We start from the raw sequence: 22,282 nt of genomic DNA on the forward strand, positions 1-22,282 counted from the left end.
CCCCCCACCGGATCCGTCGGGGTCAGCGCAGGGCCAACACCAGCGCCGTGCCGAGGCAGGTCGCCGCACCCACCGCGCCGGCCGAGACGGCGACGCAGCGGGCCCGGAGCCGGGCGTAGCGCCCGGCGTACTCTTCGCGCAGTTCGTCCGCGCGGTCCCGGATGCGGGTGAGCGACTCCCGGGAAGCGGTGACGCGTTCGGCGACGAACACCCGCTCGACGTCCTCACGCTGCGCTGTGGTCAACCAGGGCAACCGGTCGGTGAATCGGCGCGCCTGTCGTCGCGCCCGCTCGACCTCGGCGTTCCACAGCAGAAAGCCTTCCAGTTGCGCCAGGCCCCGTGCGCAGTCCTTGTCGGGTTTCACCCCGACCTCCTCTCCCACTCCGTCGCTTCGTCAAGGGCGTGGGTCGCATTCACTCGTGCCGGTCCCCCGGGGCGACGATCGTGGAGTTCTCGGGGCGGTTGGTGGCTTCCTCCAGAGAGCGGACCGTCGGGTGGTGCAGGTCGAACGCCGGGGATTCGGAACGGATCCGCGGCAGAGTGACGAAGTTGTGCCGGGGCGGCGGGCAGGAGGTGGCCCATTCCAGCGAACGGCCGTAGCCCCACGGGTCGTCGACCTCGACCTTCCTGCCGTACTTGGCGGTCTTCCAGATGTTGTAGAAGAACGGCAGGATCGACAGGCCCAGCAGGAAAGAGGAAATGGTGGAGATGGTGTTCAGCGCGGTGAAGCCGTCGGCGTCGAGGTAGTCCGCGTAACGGCGCGGCATGCCTTCGGCGCCGAGCCAGTGCTGAACGAGGAACGTTCCGTGGAATCCGACGAAGAGTGTCCAGAACGTCATCTTCCCGAGCCGCTCGTCCAGCATCTTCCCGGTGAACTTCGGCCACCAGAAATGGAATCCGGCGAACATCGCGAACACCACGGTGCCGAATACCACGTAGTGGAAGTGGGCGACGACGAAGTACGAGTCGGAGACATGGAAGTCCAATGGCGGTGAGGCGAGGATGATCCCGGTCAGACCTCCGAACAGGAAGGTGACCAGAAACCCGACGGCCCAGAGCATCGGGGTCTCCAGGGAGAGCGACCCCTTCCACATCGTGCCGATCCAGTTGAAGAACTTCACGCCGGTCGGCACGGCGATGAGGAAGGTCATGAAGGAGAAGAACGGCAGCAGCACCCCGCCCGTGACGAACATGTGGTGCGCCCACACGGTCGCGGACAGGCCCGCGATGGCGATGGTGGCCGCGACCAGGCCGATATAGCCGAAGACCGGCTTGCGGCTGAAGACCGGGAAGATCTCCGTGACGATGCCGAAGAACGGCAGGGCGATGATGTAGACCTCGGGGTGGCCGAAGAACCAGAACAGGTGCTGCCACAGCAGGGCGCCGCCGTTGGCCGCGTCGAAGACATGCGCACCGAACTTGCGGTCGGCCTCCAGCGCCAGCAGGGCCGCGGCGAGGACCGGGAAGGCCAGCAGGACCAGAACACCGGTCAGCAGGACGTTCCAGACGAAGATCGGCATGCGGAACATCGTCATGCCGGGTGCGCGCATGCAGATGATCGTGGTGATGAAGTTGACCGAGCCGAGGATCGTGCCGAAGCCGGAGAACGCCAGACCCATGATCCACATGTCGGCGCCGATACCTGGGGATCGGACCGCGTCGTTGAGCGGGGCGTAGGCGAACCAGCCGAAGTCGGCAGCACCCTGCGGGGTGAGGAATCCGGCCACCGCGATGAGCGAGCCGAACAGGTACAGCCAGTACGCGAACATGTTCAGGCGGGGAAACGCCACGTCGGGCGCGCCGATCTGCAGCGGCATGATCCAGTTCGCGAATCCGGCGAACAACGGCGTCGCGAACATCAGCAGCATGATCGTGCCGTGCATCGTGAACGCCTGGTTGAACTGCTCGTTCGAGATCAGCTGGATACCGGGCCGGGCCAGCTCGGCCCGCATCACCAGCGCCAGGAGCCCTCCCACGCAGAAGAACGCAAAGGAGGTGACGAGGTAGAGCGTGCCGATCGTCTTGTGGTCCGTGGTGGTCATCCACTTGATGACCACGTTGCCGGGTTCGCCGCGCCGTACCGGCATTTCGTCCTGGTCGGCGGTATCGGTCTCCACCGGTTGCGAGATGCCCCTCGTCGTCACTACGACGCTCCTTCGGTCGACGGCCCGTGTGGACTCGGCGACCAGAATGGACCCGCGGCGATCGGTGCAGTGGGACATCCTTCCCCGTCCGGGGCGAGCGGCCGACAAGGACACTCAAATGGCCTAGGGCGAACGCTCCCCTCCTCGGCCGGCGCCACCGAAACCCGACATCAACGTCCGAGAGGCGATCGGATATTCCCTCGCGGACATCGGAATAGCTTCTCCGGCAACGGAGTTGGTGAACCGACAGAATCACTTTTCCCCTCCCCCTCCAGTCCACTCTTCTCCACTCGGCAAGCTTCGGAAGGTCGGATCCATGAAGATCGGCATCATCGGCGCGGGCAACATCGGCGGCAACCTGACGCGACGCCTCACCGCCCTCGGACATGAGGTCGCGGTCGCCAACTCCCGCGGCCCCCAGACACTCACCGCCCTCGCCGAAGAGACCGGGGCGACGCCGGTGCCCGCGTCGGAGGCCGCGCGGGGCGCCCAGGTAGTCGTCGTCACCGTGCCGCTGAAGGCCGTGCCCGACCTGCCCGCCGGATTCCTCGACGGTGCGGCGGAGGGCGCGGCGGTCATCGACACGGGCAACTACTACCCGCAGCAGCGCGACGGCCGCATCGCTGCCATCGAGGACGGGCTGCCCGAGAGCCGGTGGACGGAGCAGCAGATCGGTCACCCCGTGATCAAGGCGTTCAACGGCACGTACGCACAGGACATCCTGGACCGGGGCCGCCCGCAGGGCAGTCCGGGCCGGCAGGCCCTCCCTGTGGCGGGCGACGACCCGACGGCCAAGCAAGCGGTCCGTGACCTCATCGACGAGTTGGGCTTCGACACGGTCGACAGCGGCGGCCTGGACGAATCCTGGCGCCAGCAGCCCGGCACGCCGGTGTACGGCAGCCAGGGCGATGTCGACGCCATCGTGAAAGCCCTCGCGGAAGCATCGCAGGAGCGCACCGCGGAGTGGCGCGCCTGATCTCGGGCGTCGCGCCGGAGGGACGACCGGGCGACCACTCCGGCCGAGCGGGAAACGGGGGTACCCGCCCGGCCGGAGCGCCGTCCGCCCTCAGACGACGCCCGTCACCGTGATCCGCAGCGCGACCACCGGATCCTCCGGCAGCACGGCGACGACCGCGGCCTGTACGGCCCTGGTGACGTCGAGCGCCCGGTGACCGCGGCACAGGACGAATCGGATGTCGATGTGCCAGCCGTCGCCCTCGTCCCGGCCGACCCGCACCCCCGGAGTCCTGTTCCCGGTCAGTGGGGCGCGGCGAGGGGTGCGCTCGCCGATCCGGGTGCGTAGCAGGTCCGCCATGCCGGGGCGCAGGAACGCGACGCCCTGCACGCCGCGAGCGGCCTCGGCGGCAGCCCCGGCCACCCGGTCCCGGACTGTGTCCGCGGTCATCGCGCTGCTCCCGTCCCGTGTCCGTCGGCCCGGCCGTCCGCATGACCGCCGATGACCGTACCGTCGTCTCCGTCTCCGTCGCCGTGCACACGGTGGCCGACGTCCTCGTAGAAGACGTCGAGAGTGTCCACCGGGTCGAGGATGTCGACAACGAGAACGTCGGTGGTCGCGAGGCGGATACCGATGTCCCGGTCGGCGACCTCCGCGACCCGTGCGCGCACGGCGTCGGCCAGGTCGGGCATGGGCAGGCCGAGGCTCGCCGCCACCTCGACCCGAATGTGCAGCTCTCCGGTGGGGTCCGCCGGGTCGAGAGGGGCGATACGGCAGCTCCCGGCCCGCACCCCGGGCAGGCTGTCGACCGCCGCCCGCAGTATCCGTGCGACCGCGGACTCGACCATCCAGTGGTCCTCCCCCGGCTCTCCCAGCGGCAGTGGGCGTCCCGGGCGCAGTTCGAGCCGTACGAGGTCCATGACACGAGCCGTTATGGCCGTGGTGTCCGGTGTGCCGGGCTCCTGCTCACAGGTACGGCGTACCGCGTCGCCAAGGCCCGTGAGGTCGGCCAGGGCGGCCGAGCAGAAAGCGCATGCGGCGAAGTGGGGGTCCTCCGCCGAGCGCCCGGTGTCCCACGCCTCCCAGACGTCGGTGAGCAGGCGCCCGCAACCGAGCCGCTCATCCTCCTCGTATCGGCTCTCCTCGTGCCGGCTCTCCTCCGGCCGGTCCGGATTGGCGCTCATCGCCATGCGCTCATCGCCTCCGTCAAGGAGCGGCGGGCCCGGAAGACCCGGCCGCGGACCGCCTGCAGACTGATTCCGACCGTTCCCGCGATGCTCTCGTACGACAGTCCCTGCATCTCACGCAGCACCCAGCACACGCGCTGTTCGGGTGAGAGGCTCGCCATCGCCTCGGTCAGCGCGTCGACGGCCGCCCGCGACTCCACCGCACGGGCGGGGGACGCCTGGTGCTCGGGGGCGGCCTGTTCGGGCACCGAGTCGAGGTCCGCCGCAGGTCTGCGGGCTCTGAGCCGGTTGAGGCAGCGGTTGGTGACGATGCGGTACAGCCAGGTGTGGAAGGAGGCGTCCCGGCGGAACTCGGGGAGTTTGCGCCATGCGCTCACGAAGGCGTCCTGTACGGCGTCCTCCGCGTCCGCCCGGTCGCCGAGAAGCCGTGTCGCCAGTTGCAACATCACTGGGCCGTGCCTGCGCACGAGCACCTCGAAGGCCTCCTCGTCCCCCTCTCCCGCCCTCACTACCAGCAGTGCCTCGTCGGACGGCGCGGCGTCCGGCGCGCGCTCCGTCAGCTGATTCCCGTCGCCGGGCACGGACCAACTCCTTCCCCGCTCATTTCCACGACGCCTGCTCCTGCTTCTGTACGCGTCCGGCACACGACCCTGCACGTGTCTCTCCACGTGCCCTCGTGACCGCTTCTCGTCGTTGGACACACCGCGAGGCCGAACGTCACGCACTCACGCGGCTTTGTCTGCACTGCCGTCGCCCCCGTCGCCCGTCGTCCTGCTTCCGGGAAATATCCGCGAACCCGCGTGACGAATCGGCGCACAGCGTGTCCAACGAAATGTCAGGCAGAACGAGCCGAGCGAGACGCTAGGAGTTTCCATGACCACCATCCAGCCAGCAGCTACCGTTCCCCCCGCGGGAGCAGCTTCGCGGACAGGCACGACGAAGCAGAGCGGCTCCGCGGGCGGGACGACCACGGTCGGCAGCGGGGCGACCGGGGCGGCCGAGCCGGCGGCGACGCGGGGCCGCACCTCCATCGCGGACACCGTGGTCGTGAAGATCGCGGGGATGGCGGCCCGGGAGATCCCCGGCGTCCACGACATGGGCGGCGGCCTCTCCCGCACCCTCGGCGCGGTCCGCGACCGGGTGCCGGGCGGCCGGCCGAACGTCGGACGGGGCGTCAAGGTCGAGGTGGGCGAGCGCCAGACCGCCATCGATCTGGACCTTGTCGTGGAGTACGGGGTCGCGATCACCGATGTGGCGCACGACGTCCGCGAAAACGTCATCGCGGCGGTGGAGCGCACCACGGGCCTTGAGGTCGTCGAGGTCAATGTGACGGTCAACGACGTGCATCTGCCCGAGGACGACGACGAGGTCGCCCCGTCCGAGACGCGCGTGGCGTGACGGCGTGACACGGAAGATGGACGCGTCCGGCCCGGCGGGTGGTGCGCCAGGCCGGGGTGCCTACGGGGCGGCGGCGGGCATGGCGCTGGGGTTCGCGGGCTGGTTCGGCGGGTTCGGTGCCTTCCTCGTGGTCGCGTCGCTCGGCGCTGTGGGCTGGTTCGTCGGACACCTCGTCGACCAGGGCACCGGCCTCCGCGAGTTCCTGGACTCGGTGGCGGGGCGGCGGCCATGACGGTCCCCGCCGCCGGGCGTGGTACGACGACGGTGGCCCCCCGCGCCGTACGGCGGATCGCCGAGCGGGCGGTGGCCGAGGCGCTGCCCGACGGCGGCGCGGTGACCCGCGGCTCCGCTTCGGTGCGCGGCGCGTCCGCGCGGGTCACGGTCGGCATCCGGCTGCCGTATCCGATACGGGCGGACGAGGCGGCTGAGCGGATCCGGGAGCGGGCACGGACCCGGACGGCGGCCTTGACGGGCCTGTCCGTTCCGCACGCGGACGTCCGGATCGATGCACTGTCGGTGATTCCGCTGCCCCCCGCCGGGGAACCCTCGGACGATGCGCCCTCCGGGGCAGACGATGCGGCGCACGGGGCGGAGCACACCATACGGAGCGGTGGCCCGGGCGGCCGGATCCGGGCCCAGCGCCGAATTCCCGCAGCACTGACGGCGGCCGTCGGAGCCACCGGCTGTGCGCTGCTCCTGGTGGACGTCATCGCGGTCCGGCTCGGCAGCACGCCCGCCGCTTGGAGGACCTGGCTGGTCGACTGGGCGTCGACGCACGGCCCGGCGGACACAGCGGTCCGGGTCGGCGGGATGCTGGCCGCGCTGACCGGCGCATGGCTGCTGGGGTGTGCCCTGCTCCCGGGGCACCGGCGCGGACTGACGATGACCGCGCCCGAACCGCGGCTGCGGGCGGCGCTCGACCGTTCGGCCGCAGCCCGGGTCGTCCAGGACCGGACCGCCTCCGTGGCCGGAGTGGTTCGGGTCCGGGTGAGGGTGCGGCGGCGACGCGTCACGGTGCTGGCAGAGGTGGGCTACGGCGGCCCGGAGCAGGTGCGGGCCGAAGTGGTCCGGGTGGCCGGAGCGGCCCTGCCGGAGCTGGGCCTGGCTCGGGCTCCCGCGCTGCGGGTCGCGATCCGGGTCCGGCGTGACCCGCACGGGCCGCCGCCGTCCATCGCGGAGCCGACGGAATCCGCAGCCGCTTCGACGACGACGACGGCAGCGGCAGCGGCTCCGGCTCCGGCTCCGGCTGAACAGAGAGAGGTGTGAGGGGATGTCGGTGATCAGGCGTGGCGCGGTCAACCGGTCGCTGCTCGGTGTCGCCGGGCTGGTGCTGGTGGTCTGCGGCGGCTGGGTGGCCGTGGGTGATGGTTCGGCGTGGGTCCCGGTGGTGGACCGCGTCCCGCACTGGTGGCCGACGCCCGCGTCGGACGGGGTGTTGCTGGACCGCGGATTGACGGCACGGCTCCGGGAGAACAGTTGGTGGAGCCTCGCGCTGATCGCCGGGCTCGCCCTCGTTCTGGCGCTGCTGGTGTGGTGGTTGGCCCGTCAGGCGCGGTCGGGCAGGACCCGTTGGTCGGTGCTGCCACGGAGCGGGCCGGTATTGCGCAGGCGTGCCTGGGAACGGGCGATGACCACACAGGTGGCGGCGTTCGACAACGTGGCGCGTGCCCGCGTGCGTCTGGTGGGCCGGCCACCGCGGACGGTGGTGACGGTGGTCGCGGAGCCCGGGGCCCGGCCTGCGCAGGTCGTGCGGTCCGTGGCCGGGGCCATCGCGGACGCCCGTGACAGCGGCGGCGTACAGCGTCTGTCGGCCGACGTACGGGTCCGGGTCGCGAACCGCAGGGAGCGCCGCACGCGTTGAACCGCCGCGGCCCGTGTGCCGGGTCGCCCCACGGTGGTCGGGCCGCCGTTCACGGCTGTGCGTGGGGGCACTCCGGAGCTGCTCCCACCCGCGCACCCACAGAACTACTCACGAGTAAGGTATGGGCTCCGGGATGTCGGCCCACGGCCCGTACGGCACCCGGGCGTGGCCCGTCAACGGCCGTGGACAAGGAGTCTCACCGTGCCCCGCACCATGTCCGTAGCAGACAGCATCGTCATCGGCGCCAGCCCGGAGCAAGTCTATGAACAGCTCAGCGACCCCACGGCGATGGGGCGTTGGAGCCCGGAGAACCGTGGCGCGACCGTGCACGGCGAGCGGCGTGATGCGTACGTCGGCATGGTCTTCGAGGGCCGGAACAAGCGCGGTGCGGCGCGCTGGACGACACGGTGCACCGTGACGGCGGCCGACCCCGGCGAGCGCTTCGCCTTCCGGGTGCACGCGATCGGGCTGCGGCGCCCTCTGCTCCCGGGGCCGATCGCAACGTGGGAGTACCGTTTCGAGGCGGTGGACGGCGCGACCCGGGTCACCGAGACCTGGACCGATGACCGGCGTCGTTGGCCTGACTTCCTCGCCAACGCGTTCGATCGCGTCGCGACGGGCGGGAAGACCTTCGCGCAGTTCCAGGGCGGCAACATCCGTACGACGCTGAAGCGTCTCAAGGCAGCCCTGGAGGCGGACGTCCGGGGCACCGGAAGCTAGGCATGCCAGACGGTCAGGTGAACCAGGTGGTCAGGCGGCCCAGTGCGGAGGGCGGCTCAGGGATGTGGGAAGTGCTGTCTTCGCATTGCCCTTGGCGGCGTTGAGCTGGGCCTGGGTGAGGAACAGGCTTCCCGTGAGGTCGGCGCCCGAGAGGTCGGCGTCACGGAAGTCCGCGCCGATGAGGTCGGCCAGGCGGAGGTCGGCGCCGGTGAGATCGGCGGCGATCAGATAGGCCCCGCGGAGGTCCGCCGCGCGCAGGTCGGCTCCGCGCAGGCGGGCCCCGATGAGGTCCGCACCACGGTGGTTGCGCTTCTTGCGGCGGGGCGCGGCCGCCCGGACGAGTTCGCTGGTGCGCAGGAGCAGCCCGGCGACCCGATCGCGGTGACCGGCGACGTCAAGTTCCGCGAAGTCGACGCCCGGCCGTGTGGTGTGCCGTTCCGTCTCTGCGAGGGCCCGGCGGATCTCGCCATGCAGGGGACGTGCGTCAGGCAGGGTAAGGGCCTCGGTGAGGTACCACAGCAGTTCGTGGAGCTGACGCATGACCGGGAACACCTGGAACATCTGCGCGGCGAGGTCGGGGTACGTACGCCAGTCACGGCCACCGTAGGTCACCTGGGAGACCTGCTGGCCGGCGCCGAAGCAGTCGTACACGGTGCAGCCGGAGAAGCCCTTCGGCCGCAGCCGGGTGTGGATGCCGCAGCGGAAGTCCTTCTGAAGGTTGGGGCAGGGCCGCCCGGCGTCCTTGTCGATGGCGAAGTCCGCCGAGGCCGTCAGCGTGAGGGCGACGCAGCACAGAGCGAAACAGTTCGCGCAGTCCGCGCGCAGGGCCTCCCGTCCGTTGTCGGGCACGGCGGTCGGTTCGTTGTCGGGCACGGGCGGCGGGTCCTCGCGTGAAGGGTGCTGCGGAAAGTACGGGTGCAGAGCACACGAGTCTACCGACGGGCCGGGAGGTGGCACTCCCGGCGGCCCCTGTCGGCTCTGTTCAGCGCCGTCGGCCACGGCACCCGTCGACCCTTGCGGATCCCCAGGGGTACCGCCTGCCGCCGCCGGTGCAGACTGGGCACGGTATGGATCGCGAGGGGGACACATGGGCACCGAGGAGAGCAACGGATTCGAGCCCGCGACCGGCGACGGCCCACCGGCCGCCGAACCCGCGGCGGCACGGGCCGCTTCGGTGCGGACCGCGTTCGAGGGGCTGCTGCAGATCCGCCGGCTCACCGGCGCCGGGCGGCCCGACCCCGTGGCCGCACCGGCTCCGTGGGAGGTGAACCGCCCGGTCAGGGCGATCGCGTTGGCTCTGGAAAGGTCAGGGGCCACACCTTCGGCCGTCGACCCGTCGGGACAACGCGTGTCGGCCGGGTACCGGGTGAGCGACGGGGAGTCGGCAGGTTCGGCACGGGTCGAGTGGACCGGACCTCCCCGCAGCGGCGCCGCTCATGACGAGGAGGCGGCGCTGGCCGGCTGCGCTTCGGCCTTGCGGGAACTGGGCTGGACGGTCCTGCTCTACCGAGGGCCCCGCAGACGGCGTTACCTGGAGGTGGAGCCGCCGAGCGGGTTGTCCGGCGGGCAGGACCGGGCGTGGGACGGCGTTGTCAGACCCATGGGGGATGCTTGACGGTCCGACAGCTCTGAGGAGGAGACGCTGAGATGGACAACGACGAGCTCGCCGCGGCGCAGGCGTACGTCCGGCTGCTGGAAGCCACCCGGGCAGCGCTCGCGGACCCCGACGACGCACCGGTCTACCTGCCGCTGCTCAACTCTCCGATGCGGGAGGCCGACCATGCCCTGCGCAGCGCGGGGCTGACGGGCAACGAGGACCGGCTGTTCGCTCTCGTACGGGCACTGCAGCCGAGCCTCTCCGGCAGCGACAGACAGGCGGGGCGGTAGGGCCGGCGTCGGCCCGGCACCCGCCGGTCCGTCCTATCCGGCCTGTCCCCCGTAGGCGGGGGTGCACGTGGGTTCCGGAGCGAGTCCGAGCTCCTGTTCGCCGGGGCCGAGCGGTGCGAAGAACCGGGCGACCTCCTGGTCGTCGACCTCGGCGAGGGAGCCCGGCTTCCACTGCGGTGCGTTGTCCTTGTCGATGATCCGGGCTCGCACCCCTTCCACGAAATCTGGGTGTTCGAACGCCCGGCTGGAGACACGGAACTCCTGGTCGAGAACGGCCTCCAGGCTGTCGAGCCGGGCTGCCCGGCGGACTGCGGCGAGCGTCACCTTGAGCGCGAGCGGCGACTTGGTCAGGAGTTCGTCCGATGCCGCCTCCGCCGCGGTAACACCGCTCTCACGCAGCCGCCGGAGGATCTCCTCCACGCTGTCCGCCGCGTAGCAATCGTCGATCCAGTCGCGTTGCGCCGCGAGCTCGCCGGACGGCGGGTCCGTGGCGAACCGCTGGACGATGCCCGCCACCGACGGGTCCTGGCCGGCCGGCTCTCCCAGTGCCTCGGTCAGGGCAGGCAGGAGGCGGGCAGGGACGTGATGATCGGCCAGACCGCAGAGAACGGCGTCGGCCGCCCCGACGGATCGGCCAGTGAGCGCCAGATGGGTGCCCAGTTCGCCGGGGGCGGTGGCCAGCAGGCGGGTGCCCCCGACATCGGGCACGAAGCCGATCGCGGTCTCGGGCATGGCGACGCGTGAGCGTTCGGTGACGACACGGATTCCCGAGTGTGCGGACACCCCGACTCCTCCGCCCATCACGATGCCGTCCATCAGTGCGACGTACGGCTTGGGGAATCGGGCGATGCGGGCATTGAGGCGGTACTCGTCACGCCAGAACTCCAGGGACGCGCGTCCCGAGGCCCGTGCGTCGTCGTGCAGGGCCCGAATGTCGCCACCGGCGCACAGGCCCCGGTCGCCGGCCCCGGACAGCAGGACCGACGCGATCGATTCGTCCTGCTCGGCGCGGGACAGGGCCTCGTCGAGAAGCCGCACCATGGTGTGGCTGAGAGCGTTGAGCGCCCGGGGGCGGTTCAGTGTGAGGTGCAGACATGTGCCCCTCTTCTCCAGCAGGACGGGCCGGTCGTCGTTCATGCGTGCGCTCCGCTCGCTGAGCTCGTGGACACGTGGGACGCCCTCCATGGTCGCTGACGGCCTTCCGCTGCCGCCCCGCGCCCCCCGGACCGGCCCGGGAGCGGGTATGCGGGCGCGTGGGGCGCGGGCGTGAGGGTTCGCGGCCGAGCCGCTGTGGCACTCCGATGGTTGCGGCTCGACAATTGAGGCCTACGGGGTCCGCCGACGTGCGGCCCCGCCGGACGACCTCCGGAGCTGGCATGACCGACGACGAACGGCGGCAGGACGCCGAGGCCTCTCCGCTCCGCCGGATCGACCGGAAGACCAACGGTGAGATCCGGCCGACGGAACGCCTCGCCATGAATCGGACCGGCAGCTTCGACTGGGATCTGGACACCCGGACCCTGGACATCGACGAGGCCGGGCTGATGGTGTTCGGCGTGGATCCTGCGTCGTTCGACGCGCGCCCGGGCGCTCTGCTGGAGCACCTGGAACCGGCGGAACGGGCCCGGCTCGACGTCACGATCGACGAGGCCATCACGGGCGGCAGCAATTCCTACAGCGTCCACTTCCGTGTGCCGCTGGACGACGGGACCACGCAGTGGACCCATGTCCAGGCCCGCATTCTGCGATCGAAGGACGGAAGGGCGCACCGGATCGTGGGCGTCGTCCGGGACGCGACGGCGGAGGTCACCCATTCGGCCTTCGTTCTCGATCTGGAAAAGCGGCGGCAGCGCCAGACAAATATCGTTGAACGGACAACGAGCGCCATGTCCCGTGCGGTGACCGTGGACGACGTGACGGCAGCCCTCACCGGACCCGGCGGGCTGGCCCGGCTCGGCGCCGACGGCCTCGCGCTGGGGCTCGTGGAGAATTCCGCGCTGAACATCGTCGCCCTGAGCGGCGAGTCACTCGAGGTGCTCGACGGACTCGGCTCCGGTGATCTCGACCGCAACCTCCCCCTCGCGGACACCATCCGCAGCGGACGCCCCCGGTTCATCACCTCCCTCTCAGCGCTGGCCCGTCGCTACCCGGAACTGGAGCCGCATCTCGGGAGGCTGAGGTTTCGGGCGGCGGCGTATCTTCCGCTGGTGGCCCAGGCCCGGTCGCTCGGTGGTCTGGCCCTCTTCTACCGCGAGCGCACGGTCTTCAACGCGGACGAGCGCATCCTGTGCCTGGGCCTCGCTGCCATCGTGGCCCAGTCCCTGCAACGGGCGATGCTCTTCGACGAGGAGCGGGAGTTCGCCACCCAGCTCCAGTCCGCGATGCTCCCGCCCCGGATACAGGACGTCGAGGGCGGCGAGATCGCGGTCCGGTACCACGCGGCGTGGAGCGGCCGGCAGGTCGGTGGCGACTGGTACGACGTGATCACCCTGCCCAAGAACCGATACGGACTGGTCGTGGGGGACGTACAAGGACACGACACCCACGCGGCCGCGATCATGGGCCAGTTGCGCATCGCCCTGCGCGCGTACGCCGCCGAGGGGCACCCGCCGGCCACCGTGCTGGCACGGGCCTCCCGATTCCTGGCCGAACTGGACACCGACCGCTTCGCCACCTGCACCTACGCCCAGGTCGACCTGGCGTCCGGAGCGGCGCAGGTGGTACGGGCCGGGCACCTCGGCCCGTTGATCCGCCACCTCGACGGGCGGGTCGGCAGCCCGCAGGTGCGCGGCGGCCTGCCGCTGGGCACCTCCACGGACCTCCAGGACGAGGAGTACCCGGAGACCCGGCTGGACCTGGTGCCCGGTGAGACGTTCGTCCTGTACACGGACGGGCTGGTGGAGGAGCCCGGAGCCGACCTGGACACCGGGATCGACGCGCTGCGCAACGAGGTGAGCGCCGGGCCCGCCGGGGCCGAGGCACTGGCGGATCACCTGTCGGAACGGCTGTGGGAACGGTGGGGGTCGGGGGACGATGTGGCACTCCTCGTCCTGCGCCGAAGCCCCGACGTGGGGTCGTCGCACGCGCCGCGGCTGCACCAGTACATTCACCAGGCGGATCCCGAAGGGCTCTCGGACGCCCGCGCGATCGTGCGCCAGGCCCTCGCCGACTGGGACATGGCCGAGTTCGCCGACGATGCCGAGTTGGTCACGGGCGAGTTGTTGGTGAACGTGCTGCTGCACACCGAGGGCGGGGCCGTCCTGACGCTGGAGGTGTTGCCCGAACCGGTGCGGCGGATCCGGCTGTCGGTCCAGGACCGTTCCAGCGCCTGGCCCCGTCGGCGTACGCCGGGCGAGACGTCCACATCAGGGCGGGGGCTGCTCCTGCTCGACGCGGTCGCCACGCGCTGGGGCATCGAGCCGAGGGGCGAGGGCAAGGCCGTCTGGTGCGAGATCGGCCCCGCTCCCCCGCCGGCCACCACACCGCCCCGGACGGTCGCGGAACGGTGACGGACGGAAAGGGGGTGCCGCCATCACCGCGGTGATGGCGGCACCCCCCTCGACCGCGGAGCGTCAGTTCTGGGCGGTACGCCGCTTGCGGACGGCCCACAGGATGCCGCCACCGGCCAGCAGCACCGCGAGGGCGGCGCCCCCGATGACCGGCGTCGACGACGACGAGCCGGTCTCGGCCAGGTCCGGCGAGCTCGGGCTCGGGGCGGGCACGGCGGGCGCGGACTCCGAAGGCTGCTCACTGGGGGTGGCACTCGGCTCGGGCGTCCCGGTGGACGGCGTCTCCGACGGGGTCGGCTCGCCCGGGACCGACTCGGTCGGGGTCGGGGTCGGCGTGGGCTCCTCGTCGCACACCTCCGCCGTCTTCGTCTCGTCGATGGAGTGCTTGCCTTCGCCGTCGCCGTCCTTGACGACCAGTCGGACGGTCACCGGCTCGTCGTGCTCGGGAAGCGTCAGCTTCTTGTGGAACTCACGGCCGAACGTCTCGGTGGGCAGCAGGCCCTTCCCGTCCACCGTGACGGTCACCGTGTTGGGGACATCGCTCGTGTAGTTGGTGAGGTCAACAGTCACCTCGGAGCAGGTCACGGCCCAGGTGGGGGTGTGAGCCGCGGCCGGACCGGCGGAGATGACGCCTCCGGTCAGACCGACGACCGCAGCGGCCACGAGTGCTCCCGCGCCACGCCACGATCTCCTGGGTATGGTCATGGATTCTTCCTCCAGATACGTCTCATCGCCCGAATGGCGGTGGGGCGCACAGTACTGCCATCGTCCAGGAACGGCGCAGTCGCCCCATGCGTAACCCGTCGCACCAACTCCGGGCACCGCCCCGTTACTTCCGGCAACGCGGGCAGGCCTCACGTCGCACTGTCCTCCGGTCCGGCCGAATGAGAGGGTGGACCGCGCATCTATCTGCCGCCACCCACGCGCCTGAGCCTGGAGCATGACCCGTTCTATGCGATTGCTGCTGATCCGTCACGGCCAGACACCGTCCAACGTCGGCCACTTCCTGGACACCGCCCGCCCCGGCCCCGGCCTCACCGACCTGGGGCTGCGGCAGGCAGCCGCCCTCCCCGGGGCACTCGCCGGGGAGGACATCGCCTCCTTGTACGCCTCCACCCTGACCCGTACCCAACTCACGGCCGCGCCCCTCGCCGCGGAGCGCGGCATCGAGGTCCGGATCCGCGACGGGATCCGCGAACTGTCGGCCGGTGACCTGGAGATGCGGGCTGACGAGGACGCGGTCCGGCGATACCTGACGACCGCCTTCGCCTGGTCCGCCGGGGACGTCGCCCGCCGGATGCCCGGGGGTGAGAACGGGACGGAGGCGCTGTCCCGCTTCGACGCCGTGGTGGCCGAGGCAGCGGGCGACGGGGAGCGCGGGACCGTGGCGCTCGTCAGTCATGGTGCCGCTATCCGGGTGTGGGCGGCCGCCCGCGCACGGAACGTCACGGTCGGGTTCGCCGCCGAACACAGCCTGGAGAACACGGGCGTGGTGGTGGTCGAGGGCTCACCGGACTCGGGATGGACGGCTCTCTCCTGGGCCGGGACCGTCGTCCCGGGGGCCAGCGCGAGCGGCGCGGCGGACGCCGGCCCCGCAGGTCGTACACTGCCGGGCCCGGAGCTTGGATCCACAACGGATCATCCCTTCGGCTGATCACCGCGCTCGCACCCTTCGATGAGGGCCTGGGACTGTGAAGACGGTCGTCACAGCGCCTTGTGCATGATGTGAAGCCCCACATAGCCCTCGATCGGATGCTTGAAGCCTTCCGGAAGGGTTCCGATCACGTCGAAGCCGATCGAGCGGTACAGCTTGACGGCGTGGGTGTTGGTCTCGACCACCGCGTTGAACTGCATGGCCCGATAACCTTCGGCGCGAGCCCAGTCGACCGAGTACTCGCACAGCGCGCGCCCCACTCCCCGGCCGGAGTGAGCGGGGTCGACCATGTACGTGGCGCTGGCTATGTGCGCTCCGTTGCCCATGTGGTTGCGGTTCATCTTCGCCGTGCCCAGCACGGTACCGGCATCGTCCACGGCGACGACCACTCGGCTCGGCGCCGCGACGAACCACCATCCCTCGGCGTCGTCCTCACCGAGATCGAGTGGATAGGTGAGCGTCTCGCCCGCGGAGACGATCGCGTGGAAGAACGGCCAGATGGCAGGCCAGTCCTCGGAGGTTGCTTCCCTGATCAGCATGCGGACAGCATGGCCCATCCGGACGATCGGCGCGAACACCTATCCGGCTCCACGCCCACGCCACCCCAGCCTTGCGAGCAGCCCCTTTCCGCTCGGCACACCCGCCGCGGCGGGGTGTGACGCCCCGGCGCCGGCGGGTGGCGGAGCCGGCTCGGCCACGGGTGCCGCGAGCGCGGTCCCGGTCCCGGTACGGGTGCCGGCGCCGGTCCGGACGGCGGGCGCCGCTCGGGTCGCACCGTCGTCCCCGGGGCGCGGGGCCGGCCGGTCCTCGCGTGCCGCGTCCAGCTCCAGCGTCAGGTTGACCCGTCGCCAGAGGATTTCGTCGGGGTCATCGGCCAGCACCAGCTCCCCCATGGCCTCCCTCGCCGCCATGGAGCCAGGGCGTCCGAAGACCGGCTCCGGCCGGACCCGCACGAGATAGGCGCGTTCATAGGGGTCGTCCACCACTTCCGCCAGTTGCATGGGGTCCAGTGCCGACGCCTGGACCGCCGTTCGCACCCAGGGGTCCCGCGTGCGGTTCAGCAGCCGGTCGATGCGCTGCGAGCGCCAGTTGCGCGGCCGCCAGTCGGCACCTGATTCGAGCATCGAGCGCATCCCCACCGGCGTCCTTCCGGCCAGCAGGTCGGGTTCCCGGGCCGCGAAGGCGGCAAGCTCGTCCGCGAGGTAGAGCCAGACCACCGCGCGATACCGGTTCAGATAGAACGTGACCGGCGAGACGCATCCTGCTCGGGCGAGCCGGGTGAACCGCGCCGGGGCGATGCCCAGCAGGGCCGCTCCTTCCGCTGTTCCGACGGTGCGGACCCGCTCCACCAGACCATCGGGAAAGCCCGGCTGTGCCCGCAGGCGCGCGATCTCCTCCTCGTGCACCCGTGGCCGCCCACCGCCCGGTGCGCCGACGACGGCGATCAGCCCCAGGTGCACCGCGAGCTCGAACTCCGCACGCCGGATGCCCAGCTCCTGGGCCGCGCGCCCGGCCGCGACCGTCGCCGCCGGGGAGGCGGACGCGGTTCGCCCGCCCTCGCTCTCCGGCTCCGCCCTGACGTCCCCGGCGTGGGCATCGCCCCGTGCGCTCATGCCGTTGGCCCGTGTCCCCCGGGCCTTGGCCGGCGCGGCCTGCACCCGGGTGTCCGCGACCTGGATACCGGCGTGCGCCCGGAACACTTCCTTGACCGTCATGACTGTCCTCCCCCGTCGACACGATTACTCTCCGTGATTACGGTAGCCCGAGGGAGTCATCACCCGTCACCCCTGTGGATAACTCTTCATCGGCGACGAGAAGTGCGGGTCAGAAGGGTTCGATGTCTTCGGGTCCGCCCTGACGAACGGAGACTCCGAGGTGTTCGCCGACCCGGTTGACGAGCAGGGTCATCTCGTAGGCGACCTGACCGACATCGGCTTCGGCCGCGGTGAGCACGCACAGGCAGCTGCCGTCGCCGGCGGCCGTCACGAAGAGCAGCGCCTCGTCGAATTCGACCATGGTCTGACGCGCCCGGCCTGCCCGGAAGTGGCGCCCCGAGCCGCGCGCCAGGCTCTGCAGACCGGAGGAGACCGCCGCCAGGTGTTCCGCGTCCTCGCGGGCCAGCCCGGTGCTGGCCCCGGTGACCAGTCCGTCGTTCGACAGCACCAAGGCGTGCCGTATGAATTGCACCCTGTTGGTGAGATCGTCAAGAAGCCAGTCAAGTCCCCGGTCAAGCGGCATGTGCTCGTCCTCCCCGTACCCTCGTTCCCCGTACCCCGCTACGCGCGTAAGCCTTGCGCAACGGCCCCCAAGGGGCAAGCGCCCCTCCCCTCCGGGGGCGCCGCTTCGCGCCATGCGGGGATCGGGCTCAGGATGGGCCCATGGCACACCACATGACCGAAGAAGAATGGCGGGCCTTCCTCTCGAAGGGCACCCGCACGGCGAAGGTTTCGACGGTGCGGGCCGACGGCAGTCCGCACATCGCGCCTGTCTGGTTCCTTCTCGACGGCGACACGGTGGTCTTCAACACCGGCGAGGAGAGCGTGAAGGGACGCAACCTCGCACGCGACGGACGGGTCTCCCTCTGCGTCGACGACGACCGGCCTCCGTACGCGTTCGCGGTGGTACAGGGGCAAGCCGAACTGAGCACGGACCCCGGGGAACTGCTGCGGTGGGCGACGCTGATCGCCCACCGTTACGTGGAGGCCGACGCCGCCGAGGAGTTCGGCCGGCGCAACGGCGTACCCGGCGAGCTGGTCGTGCGGGTGCGGATCGACAAGGTGGTCGCGATGGCAGACATGGTCGGCTGACGGACGGGCCGCGGTGCCGGGCGGTCCGTCAGCCGACGGAGGCGAGGAGCCGGGCGGTGTGCATGCGCCCGGCGTACTCGACCGTACGGATCAGGACTTCTTTCCCCGATGCCCGGTCGCGGGCGTCGCACAGCACGACCGGAGTGCCCCGGTCGAGGTCGAGCGCCCGAGCGACGTCGTGCTCCGTGTGGTCAGGAGCGTCGGGGAACCGGTTGACGGCGACGACGAACGGAATCCGCCCGCGCTCGAAGTAGTCGACGGCGGCGAAACAGTCCCCGAGACGGCGGGTGTCCGCGAGCACGATCGCCGCGAGGGCGCCCTCGCACAGCTCGTCCCAGAGGAACCGGAAGCGGTCCTGTCCCGGCGTGCCGAACAGATGGAGCGTCAGGCCGGAGTGGACGGTGATACGGCCGAAATCCATCGCTACGGTCGTGGTGGCCTTCCGCTCAACCCCGGCGGTGGCGTCCTGCGTCTGCCCGCTCTCGCTCAGCGCCTCCTCCGAGCAGAGCGGGCGGATCTCGCTGACCGAGCCGACCAGGGTCGTCTTCCCGGCCCCGAAGCCGCCCGCGACCACGATCTTCAAGGTGAGCGCGATGTCCTCTCCGATCATGCTCCTGCCTACGCTCTCGGGGGTGCGGTGGGCGGTGCGGGGGATCTCGTCTCCATCGATGTACTCGGAGGGCATGCGTCCCTACTCTCCTCATGAATCGCCAAGGGCCGACAGCATGGCAACCGGTCGAGTTCGTTCGAGCGGGTTGATCCTTCTTGACCGATGCGGCTCCGCCACGCTCACTCCTTGCCGTATCCCGACCTCATTGCGCCTCTTTTGGTCGGGCCGGACGCCCCTCGGGGACCCCTGCCCCCTCCGGCACGGCCCCTACACTGGTTGTTTTCGGCTGCCCGGAGCGGGCGGCGGTGCCGGGCCCGTCCGTGTGGACGGGCCCGGGGACGAGGAGATACGAGCGTGTCGACAGGTTCCGGCGGCGGTTTCCAGGATCCGCCCGCCGAGGTGCTGGCGGAGGCCGCGGCGGCGTTCGGGCTCCTGGCGACACCGGCACGGCTGCACATCGTGTGGGCGCTGGCCCAGGGCGAGAGCGATGTGACGGGGCTCGCCGAGCGCGTGGGCGGGACGCTCCCCTCGGTCAGCCAGCACCTGACGAAGCTGAAGCTGGCCGGTCTCGTCCGATCGCGCCGTGAAGGCCGTCGGCAGGTCTATCTGGTCGACGATCCCGATGTGGTGACGGTCGTCCGGCTCATGGTCGGACAGTTGGCCGAGCGTGCCGCTCACTCCGGACACTCCGCCCGGAAGCCGGTCCGCCTGCGTGAGCTCGGTGCCTGAGAGCGGTTCGGCCGCGGGCCCCGGACGACACATCAACGCCGGTGCACCGCCGGCCACCGTGACGCCGTTTCCCGGCACCGGCACCGGCACGTCCGCCACTGCTGCGCCCGCTGGAGACCGTACGAGCACCGCTTCGGCCTCCGGCACCGGGCCCACTGCCCTGCAGACACTGCGCGCCCTCGACAGCGGGCCGCGCGGACTGCTGGAGACGGAGGCGGAGATCCGGCTCGGCCGGACGGGCGAGAACGTTCTGCCGGCCCGGCGGCCCGTGCCCTGGCCCCGCCGCTTCGCACGCAGTCTCCGGGACCCCTTCACCTCCGTACTGCTCTGTCTCGGCCTGGTGTCGGCGCTGGTCTCCGCGTGGGGCACCGCGTGCGTCATCCTTGCCCTCGTCGGAGTGAGCTGCCTGCTGCGGTCGGCCGAGGAACACCGGGCCGACCGGTCGACCGCGGCGCTGCGCGAACTGGTCGCGACCACCGCCACGGTGGTGCGCCGCGTCTCGGACGACGCAGCTCCCCGGGAACGGGAGGTGCCGGTCGCCGACCTGGTGCCGGGGGACGTGATCCGGCTGCGGCCGGGAGACCTCGTGCCCGCCGATGTGCGGCTGCTGCGCGGCGACGGCCTCACCGTGCATCAGTCGGCCCTGACCGGGGAGTCGGCGCCCGTGGCCAAGCAGGCCCTCGACGTCCCCGACCCCGTGCTGTCCGGAGCCGGACCGTTCGCCCAGCCGCAGTGGTGCTTCCAGGGCAGCAGTGTCACCTCCGGAAGTGGCACGGCGGTCATCGTGGCCACCGGTGGGGAGACCCGGTTCGCCGCCGCCCATGACGGCCGGGCCGGGCATCGGGGTGCGAGCGCCTTCGACCGGTCGGTCCAGGGGATCTCCTGGACGCTCATCCGTTTCATGCTCCTGACCCCGCCCCTGGTGCTGATGGCCAACGCGGCGCTGCGCGGCCGGGGCCTGGAGACGCTGCCCTTCGCCGTGGCCGTCGCCGTGGGACTCACCCCGGAGATGCTGCCGGTCATCGTCACGACGACACTCGCTCGGGGAGCCGCCCGACTGGCGCGTACGAGCGGTGTGATCGTCAAACGGCTCCCCGCGCTGCACGATCTGGGGGCGGTCGATGTGCTGTGCCTGGACAAGACCGGCACCCTGACCGAGGACCGGCCCGTCGTCGCGGGGGTCACCGACGGTACGGACCGGTCCGACCCCGACGTACTGCGGTGGGCGGCCGTCAGCGCGCTGTGGACGCTCCAGCTGGCGGACCTGCCCGCGGCCGACGCGCTCGACGAAGCGGTGCTGGACGCCGCGGAGGAGTGCCCTCCGCCGACGTCCGGGGAGGTGGATCCGGAGGCGTACGAGGGTGTCGCCGTCCTGCCCTTCGATCCGGTGCGCCGCGTCGCGACCGCCGTGGTCCGGCGGCCCGACCGGCTCGGCGTCCACACCCTGGTCACCAAGGGCGCCGTCGAGGCCGTGCTCGACCGGTGTGCCGTGGACCGGGAGGAGCGCGACCGGCTGCTCGCCCTGGCTGACCGGAAAGCGGAGACGGGACTGCGCCTGGTTGCCGTGGCCCGTGCCGACCGGGCGGCCCGGGCGGGTGCGTACACCCCTGCGGACGAGCGGGGGCTGACCTTCCTGGGCCTGGTGGCGCTGCGGGACGTCCCGGCCCCGAGCGCCGCCGAAGCGCTGGGGGTGCTCGCGCGGCGAGGTGTGAGTGTCAAGGTGCTCACCGGGGACCATCCGGGCACGGCCGCCCGGGTGTGCACGGAGCTCGGTCTGCGCCCGGAGGGATCCGCCGGCCGCGACGACGTGGTGACGGCCGAGCTGGTGGACACCCTGTCGGACGCGGAACTGGTCCGGGTGGCGGACCGGGCCACGGTGTTCGCGCGCTGTACCCCCGAGCACAAGGCCCGTATCGTCTCGGCCCTGCGCGCCGGCGGTCACACGACAGGCTTCCTCGGCGACGGCGTCAACGACCTGCCCGCCCTGCACGCCGCCGACGTCGGCATCTGCCCCCGCAATGCCGTGGACGTCGCCCGGGAGGCGGCGGACGTCGTCCTGGCGGAGAAGGACCTCACCGCGATCGACCGCGCGGTGCTGGCGGGCCGGCGCAGCAGTGGGAACATCGCCACCTATCTGCGGATCACCCTCTCGTCGAACCTCGGCAATGTCATCGCCATGTTGACGGCCGGGCTGATGCTGCCTTTCCTTCCGATGCTCCCCGCGCAGGTGCTGGTACAGAATCTCTGCTTCGACGCGGCGCAGCTGGCGTTCGCGTTCGACCGCCCGGCGGCGTCGGTCCTCCGCCGCCCCACCGTGCTGCGTCCACGCGACTTCCTGCGCTTCATCACGGGTTTCGGCCTGCTCAACGCGGCAGCCGACCTCGCCACCTTCGGGGTGCTCGCGCTCGCCCTCCACAACGCGTCCGGGGACGGCGGGGAGGCGGCGTTCCACGCCGGCTGGTTCACGGAGAACCTGCTCACCCAGGCCCTCGTCATGGTCCTTCTGCGGACCGGCCGAACGGCCGTCGAACGCAGGGCGGGCGGGCCTCTGCGCATCGCCGCCGCAGGTCTCGCCGCGGTCGGCGTCGTCCTCCCGCTCACCCCGCTCGGGCCGTTGCTGGGCATGAGCGCCCTGCCGCCCCTCTACTACCTGTTGCTGGGCTCGGTTCTGGGGCTGTACGCGGTCGGGCTGACGGCGGCCCGTCGCCGCTACGAGCGCCGCCACCAGCCCGAGGCCGACCGTGCTGGGGAGGGGGAAGCCGAGTACGTACGGGATGGGAAGGGAGAGCCCGTCGGACCTTGAGGGGCGCCTGTTCCGGCT

The 22,282-nt window shown here is 71.3% G+C and carries 25 protein-coding genes; 13 read left to right on the plus strand and 12 right to left on the minus strand.

What is annotated here, in order from left to right:
• Window positions 1-22: 22 nt before the first annotated feature.
• Entirely contained in the window at window positions 23-364 is a 342-nt protein-coding gene (locus HET64_RS13615) for a hypothetical protein (protein WP_215105224.1), read from the minus strand.
• Between the two features lie 49 nt (window positions 365-413).
• Window positions 414-2,087, minus strand: a complete 1,674-nt coding sequence (gene ctaD, locus HET64_RS13620) for a cytochrome c oxidase subunit I (protein WP_215105279.1) — start codon at window positions 2,085-2,087, stop codon at window positions 414-416.
• A gap of 295 nt (window positions 2,088-2,382) precedes the next feature.
• On the opposite strand from ctaD, the gene HET64_RS13625 reads away from it, so the two are divergent.
• Entirely contained in the window at window positions 2,383-3,120 is a 738-nt protein-coding gene (locus tag HET64_RS13625) for an NAD(P)-binding domain-containing protein (RefSeq protein WP_308370025.1), read from the plus strand.
• A 90-nt stretch (window positions 3,121-3,210) separates the two neighbouring features.
• Here the strand turns inward: HET64_RS13625 and HET64_RS13630 are convergent, their stop codons facing one another.
• The 3 genes from HET64_RS13630 to HET64_RS13640 are packed head-to-tail and all read right to left on the minus strand — an operon-like array spanning window position 3,211 to window position 4,867.
• The gene (locus HET64_RS13630; protein WP_215105228.1) at window positions 3,211-3,549 is read right to left on the minus strand and encodes an Asp23/Gls24 family envelope stress response protein; all 339 of its coding nucleotides are present in this window, start codon (window positions 3,547-3,549) and stop codon (window positions 3,211-3,213) included.
• Window positions 3,546-4,289, minus strand: coding sequence for a hypothetical protein (locus HET64_RS13635; RefSeq protein WP_215105230.1), 744 nt, complete (start codon window positions 4,287-4,289; stop codon window positions 3,546-3,548). Before HET64_RS13635 ends, HET64_RS13630 begins: the two co-directional genes overlap by 4 nt.
• Complete coding sequence (locus HET64_RS13640) at window positions 4,280-4,867, minus strand: RNA polymerase sigma factor (RefSeq protein ID WP_215105232.1); 588 nt, start codon at window positions 4,865-4,867, stop codon at window positions 4,280-4,282. Before HET64_RS13640 ends, HET64_RS13635 begins: the two co-directional genes overlap by 10 nt.
• Before the next feature lie 292 nt (window positions 4,868-5,159).
• On the opposite strand from HET64_RS13640, the gene HET64_RS13645 reads away from it, so the two are divergent.
• The 5 genes from HET64_RS13645 (at window position 5,160) to HET64_RS13665 (ending at window position 8,265) form a co-directional block, all read left to right on the plus strand.
• Window positions 5,160-5,684, plus strand: a complete 525-nt coding sequence (locus tag HET64_RS13645; protein WP_215105234.1) for an Asp23/Gls24 family envelope stress response protein — start codon at window positions 5,160-5,162, stop codon at window positions 5,682-5,684.
• 4 nt (window positions 5,685-5,688) lie between these two features.
• Window positions 5,689-5,916: a hypothetical protein gene (locus HET64_RS13650; protein WP_308370027.1), complete on the plus strand. Its 228-nt coding sequence runs from the start codon at window positions 5,689-5,691 to the stop codon at window positions 5,914-5,916.
• Window positions 5,913-6,950, plus strand: coding sequence for a DUF6286 domain-containing Asp23/Gls24 family envelope stress response protein (locus HET64_RS13655; RefSeq protein ID WP_215105236.1), 1,038 nt, complete (start codon window positions 5,913-5,915; stop codon window positions 6,948-6,950). The genes HET64_RS13650 and HET64_RS13655 overlap by 4 nt, the downstream gene beginning before the upstream one ends.
• 4 nt (window positions 6,951-6,954) lie before the next feature.
• A complete protein-coding gene (locus HET64_RS13660; protein ID WP_215105238.1) occupies window positions 6,955-7,545 on the plus strand; it encodes a hypothetical protein in 591 nt (196 codons plus the stop codon).
• A 201-nt stretch (window positions 7,546-7,746) separates the two neighbouring features.
• Window positions 7,747-8,265, plus strand: a complete 519-nt coding sequence (locus HET64_RS13665; protein ID WP_215105240.1) for an SRPBCC family protein — start codon at window positions 7,747-7,749, stop codon at window positions 8,263-8,265.
• 30 nt (window positions 8,266-8,295) lie between these two features.
• Here HET64_RS13665 and HET64_RS13670 read toward each other — a convergent pair whose 3' ends face one another.
• Window positions 8,296-9,138, minus strand: coding sequence for a pentapeptide repeat-containing protein (locus HET64_RS13670; RefSeq protein ID WP_215105242.1), 843 nt, complete (start codon window positions 9,136-9,138; stop codon window positions 8,296-8,298).
• Between the two features lie 214 nt (window positions 9,139-9,352).
• On the opposite strand from HET64_RS13670, the gene HET64_RS13675 reads away from it, so the two are divergent.
• Together HET64_RS13675 and HET64_RS13680 are read left to right on the plus strand one after the other, a co-directional pair.
• Complete coding sequence (locus HET64_RS13675) at window positions 9,353-9,880, plus strand: hypothetical protein (protein WP_215105244.1); 528 nt, start codon at window positions 9,353-9,355, stop codon at window positions 9,878-9,880.
• A 32-nt stretch (window positions 9,881-9,912) separates the two neighbouring features.
• Window positions 9,913-10,152, plus strand: coding sequence for a hypothetical protein (locus HET64_RS13680; protein WP_215105246.1), 240 nt, complete (start codon window positions 9,913-9,915; stop codon window positions 10,150-10,152).
• 33 nt (window positions 10,153-10,185) lie between these two features.
• On the opposite strand, the gene HET64_RS13685 is transcribed toward HET64_RS13680, so the two are convergent.
• Window positions 10,186-11,289, minus strand: coding sequence for an enoyl-CoA hydratase/isomerase family protein (locus tag HET64_RS13685; RefSeq protein WP_215105247.1), 1,104 nt, complete (start codon window positions 11,287-11,289; stop codon window positions 10,186-10,188).
• Window positions 11,290-11,528: 239 nt separating this feature from the next.
• On the opposite strand from HET64_RS13685, the gene HET64_RS13690 reads away from it, so the two are divergent.
• The gene (locus HET64_RS13690; RefSeq protein ID WP_215105249.1) at window positions 11,529-13,661 is read left to right on the plus strand and encodes a SpoIIE family protein phosphatase; all 2,133 of its coding nucleotides are present in this window, start codon (window positions 11,529-11,531) and stop codon (window positions 13,659-13,661) included.
• 63 nt (window positions 13,662-13,724) lie between these two features.
• Here HET64_RS13690 and HET64_RS13695 read toward each other — a convergent pair whose 3' ends face one another.
• The gene (locus HET64_RS13695) at window positions 13,725-14,366 is read right to left on the minus strand and encodes an LAETG motif-containing sortase-dependent surface protein (RefSeq protein ID WP_215105251.1); all 642 of its coding nucleotides are present in this window, start codon (window positions 14,364-14,366) and stop codon (window positions 13,725-13,727) included.
• Window positions 14,367-14,613: 247 nt separating this feature from the next.
• Here HET64_RS13695 and HET64_RS13700 point away from each other — a divergent pair, with 247 nt between their 5' ends.
• On the plus strand, window positions 14,614-15,315 hold the full coding sequence (locus HET64_RS13700) for a histidine phosphatase family protein (protein WP_215105253.1): 702 nt from the start codon (window positions 14,614-14,616) through the stop codon (window positions 15,313-15,315).
• Between the two features lie 50 nt (window positions 15,316-15,365).
• On the opposite strand, the gene HET64_RS13705 is transcribed toward HET64_RS13700, so the two are convergent.
• The 3 genes from HET64_RS13705 to HET64_RS13715 all read right to left on the minus strand — a co-directional run bounded on the left by HET64_RS13705 (window position 15,366) and on the right by HET64_RS13715 (window position 17,553).
• Window positions 15,366-15,854 (minus strand): GNAT family N-acetyltransferase, encoded by a 489-nt coding sequence (locus tag HET64_RS13705; protein WP_215105284.1) that lies wholly within the window; start codon window positions 15,852-15,854, stop codon window positions 15,366-15,368.
• Window positions 15,855-15,893: 39 nt separating this feature from the next.
• Entirely contained in the window at window positions 15,894-17,030 is a 1,137-nt protein-coding gene (locus HET64_RS13710) for a DUF6397 family protein (protein ID WP_215105255.1), read from the minus strand.
• A gap of 109 nt (window positions 17,031-17,139) precedes the next feature.
• Window positions 17,140-17,553 (minus strand): roadblock/LC7 domain-containing protein, encoded by a 414-nt coding sequence (locus tag HET64_RS13715; RefSeq protein WP_215105257.1) that lies wholly within the window; start codon window positions 17,551-17,553, stop codon window positions 17,140-17,142.
• 140 nt (window positions 17,554-17,693) lie between these two features.
• Between HET64_RS13715 and HET64_RS13720 the strand changes: the two genes are divergently transcribed.
• On the plus strand, window positions 17,694-18,122 hold the full coding sequence (locus HET64_RS13720; RefSeq protein ID WP_215105260.1) for a PPOX class F420-dependent oxidoreductase: 429 nt from the start codon (window positions 17,694-17,696) through the stop codon (window positions 18,120-18,122).
• A gap of 28 nt (window positions 18,123-18,150) precedes the next feature.
• Here HET64_RS13720 and HET64_RS13725 read toward each other — a convergent pair whose 3' ends face one another.
• Window positions 18,151-18,807, minus strand: coding sequence for an ATP/GTP-binding protein (locus HET64_RS13725; protein ID WP_374105557.1), 657 nt, complete (start codon window positions 18,805-18,807; stop codon window positions 18,151-18,153).
• 279 nt (window positions 18,808-19,086) lie between these two features.
• Here HET64_RS13725 and HET64_RS13730 point away from each other — a divergent pair, with 279 nt between their 5' ends.
• Both HET64_RS13730 and mgtA read left to right on the plus strand, forming a co-directional pair.
• Window positions 19,087-19,461 carry a metalloregulator ArsR/SmtB family transcription factor gene (locus HET64_RS13730; protein ID WP_215105261.1) on the plus strand — a complete coding sequence of 125 codons (375 nt, stop codon included), beginning with the start codon at window positions 19,087-19,089 and terminating at the stop codon, window positions 19,459-19,461.
• A complete protein-coding gene (gene mgtA / locus HET64_RS13735) occupies window positions 19,445-22,264 on the plus strand; it encodes a magnesium-translocating P-type ATPase (protein WP_215105263.1) in 2,820 nt (939 codons plus the stop codon). Before HET64_RS13730 ends, mgtA begins: the two co-directional genes overlap by 17 nt.
• The last annotated feature ends 18 nt before the right edge of the window (window positions 22,265-22,282 follow it).

Origin of the sequence: Streptomyces sp. McG3, assembly GCF_018619185.1 — a bacterium.
GTDB lineage: Bacteria > Actinomycetota > Actinomycetes > Streptomycetales > Streptomycetaceae > Streptomyces.

What these genes read in the sequence shown, in the direction of transcription:
- HET64_RS13645 (WP_215105234.1), top strand. Translation starts at nt 5,160, where the DNA reads ATGACCACCATCCAGCCAGCAGCTACCGTTCCCCCCGCGGGAGCAGCT.
- HET64_RS13675 (WP_215105244.1), top strand. Translation starts at nt 9,353, where the DNA reads ATGGGCACCGAGGAGAGCAACGGATTCGAGCCCGCGACCGGCGACGGC.
- ctaD (WP_215105279.1), bottom strand. Translation starts at nt 2,087, where the DNA reads ATGCCGGTACGGCGCGGCGAACCCGGCAACGTGGTCATCAAGTGGATG.
- HET64_RS13705 (WP_215105284.1), bottom strand. Translation starts at nt 15,854, where the DNA reads ATGCTGATCAGGGAAGCAACCTCCGAGGACTGGCCTGCCATCTGGCCG.
- HET64_RS13690 (WP_215105249.1), top strand. Translation starts at nt 11,529, where the DNA reads ATGACCGACGACGAACGGCGGCAGGACGCCGAGGCCTCTCCGCTCCGC.
- HET64_RS13680 (WP_215105246.1), top strand. Translation starts at nt 9,913, where the DNA reads ATGGACAACGACGAGCTCGCCGCGGCGCAGGCGTACGTCCGGCTGCTG.
- HET64_RS13685 (WP_215105247.1), bottom strand. Translation starts at nt 11,289, where the DNA reads ATGAACGACGACCGGCCCGTCCTGCTGGAGAAGAGGGGCACATGTCTG.
- HET64_RS13660 (WP_215105238.1), top strand. Translation starts at nt 6,955, where the DNA reads ATGTCGGTGATCAGGCGTGGCGCGGTCAACCGGTCGCTGCTCGGTGTC.
- HET64_RS13635 (WP_215105230.1), bottom strand. Translation starts at nt 4,289, where the DNA reads ATGGCGATGAGCGCCAATCCGGACCGGCCGGAGGAGAGCCGGCACGAG.
- HET64_RS13715 (WP_215105257.1), bottom strand. Translation starts at nt 17,553, where the DNA reads ATGCCGCTTGACCGGGGACTTGACTGGCTTCTTGACGATCTCACCAAC.
- HET64_RS13700 (WP_215105253.1), top strand. Translation starts at nt 14,614, where the DNA reads ATGCGATTGCTGCTGATCCGTCACGGCCAGACACCGTCCAACGTCGGC.
- HET64_RS13630 (WP_215105228.1), bottom strand. Translation starts at nt 3,549, where the DNA reads ATGACCGCGGACACAGTCCGGGACCGGGTGGCCGGGGCTGCCGCCGAG.
- HET64_RS13695 (WP_215105251.1), bottom strand. Translation starts at nt 14,366, where the DNA reads ATGACCATACCCAGGAGATCGTGGCGTGGCGCGGGAGCACTCGTGGCC.
- HET64_RS13710 (WP_215105255.1), bottom strand. Translation starts at nt 17,030, where the DNA reads ATGACGGTCAAGGAAGTGTTCCGGGCGCACGCCGGTATCCAGGTCGCG.
- HET64_RS13725 (WP_374105557.1), bottom strand. Translation starts at nt 18,807, where the DNA reads ATGCCCTCCGAGTACATCGATGGAGACGAGATCCCCCGCACCGCCCAC.
- HET64_RS13655 (WP_215105236.1), top strand. Translation starts at nt 5,913, where the DNA reads ATGACGGTCCCCGCCGCCGGGCGTGGTACGACGACGGTGGCCCCCCGC.
- HET64_RS13720 (WP_215105260.1), top strand. Translation starts at nt 17,694, where the DNA reads ATGGCACACCACATGACCGAAGAAGAATGGCGGGCCTTCCTCTCGAAG.